The following is a 1,500-nucleotide window of genomic DNA, read 5'->3' as shown; positions in this document are numbered from 1 at the left end:
CAGGCTGTTGAAGAAGTCACTGGCGTGAGCGGGTTGATCGTGATTCACTGGTCTGGCTGGAGGGTCAGATGCGCGGATCAGACGAACGCACGGGAGCGCTATTCTCTTATGTCGATGTGGAGTCGCGGATTCGTTTGGATCATCCGCTTCGGCGCATCCGGGAGATAGCCAACGCGGCGCTGGCGGCTCTGGATGAGGATTTCGGGGTTCTTTATGCGCGCCGTTTTGGCCGGCCCTCGATTCCGCCTGAGCGGTTGCTGCGAGCGATGCTGCTACAGGTGTTTTACGGGATACGCTCGGAGCGCCAGTTGATGGAGCGGATCGAGTTCGACCTTTTGTTCCGCTGGTTCGTCGGGCTGGGTATCGACGAGGTGGTGTGGGATCATTCGAGCTTCAGCACCAACCGGGACCGGCTGCTCAGTGGCGAGATCGCCGCCAAGTTTCTGCGGGCGATCCTCGCGCAGCCCAAGGTGAAGCGGCTGGTCTCGAGCGACCATTTTTCGGTGGACGGCACGCTGATCGAGGCGTGGGCGTCGATCAAGAGCTTTCGCCGCAAGGATGGGAGCGACGATGACCGCCCAGGTCCCGGCCGCAATGCGGAGCGCGACTTCCACAAGGAGAAGCGCTCCAACGAGACCCACCAGAGCACGACCGATCCCGAGGCGCGGCTTTACAAGAAGGGCGACGGCCAGCCTGCCAGGCTTTGCTATATCGGCCACGCCATGATGGAGAACCGTAACGGTCTGGCGGTCGACGGCGGTATCACCCAGGCAAGTGGCACCGCCGAACGGGAGGCAGCACTTGCGATGCTGGATCGCCGGAGGCGTCGCCGCCGCATCACGCTCGGCGCCGACAAGGCTTATGACGTGCAGCAGTTCGTGGAGGATTTGCGCGAGCGGACGATCACGCCGCACATTGCGATCGACGGGCATCTGTCGAAGACCGGCAAGCCGCGCGCCACCGCTATGGATCGGCGGACGACCCGTCATCCCGGCTATGCCATCAGCCAATGCTGCCGCAAACGTATCGAGGAGGTGTTCGGCTGGATCAAGGGTTCCGCTCGCCTCGCCAAGGTCAAGCTGCGAGGCAGGGCCAAGGTCGATGCGGTCTTCACCCTCGCCTTGGCCGCCTACAACCTCGTGCGTCTGCCCAAGCTCCTGGGAGCGCCAGCATGAGCCTCAAGGGCAAATGGCGCATCGTTGAGATGCCCGACTTCGAGGCCGATTATCCCGACCTAGTCGAGCCGGCCTATATCCTGTTCGAGGGTAATGGGTCGGGAGAGTTCGCCTTCGGATGCTGCACCGGACACATATGGGAAGCGAGCAGCACCGAGGCGACCAGCATCGACTTCTCCTGGGACGGCAGCGACGAAATGACCGAGGTATGCGGAGACGGCTCCGCCGAACTCCAGCCAGACGGCTCCCTCCGCGGAGAAATCGAATACCGCCACGGTGACGAATATGCTTTCATCGCCGGAAAATGGACTTCTTCAACAGCCTG

Annotated in this window: 2 protein-coding genes; both read left to right on the top strand. The window is 62.3% G+C overall.

Annotated features, from left to right (window positions below; genetic code table 11):
- The first annotated feature begins 68 nt into the window (after positions 1-68).
- On the top strand, positions 69-1,175 hold the full coding sequence (locus SPR01S_RS20985) for an IS5 family transposase (protein WP_066593801.1): 1,107 nt from the start codon (positions 69-71) through the stop codon (positions 1,173-1,175).
- On the top strand, positions 1,172-1,500 hold a 329-nt coding region (locus SPR01S_RS20980; RefSeq protein WP_066593798.1), incomplete at its 3' end, for a hypothetical protein. The genes SPR01S_RS20985 and SPR01S_RS20980, both read left to right, overlap by 4 nt.

The sequence above is a fragment of the Sphingomonas pruni NBRC 15498 genome, from assembly GCF_001598455.1.
In the GTDB taxonomy this organism is placed as follows: domain Bacteria; phylum Pseudomonadota; class Alphaproteobacteria; order Sphingomonadales; family Sphingomonadaceae; genus Sphingomonas; species Sphingomonas pruni.
The sequence above is the reverse complement of the archived record's forward strand: the minus strand, read 5'-3'. Positions and strand labels throughout refer to the sequence as shown.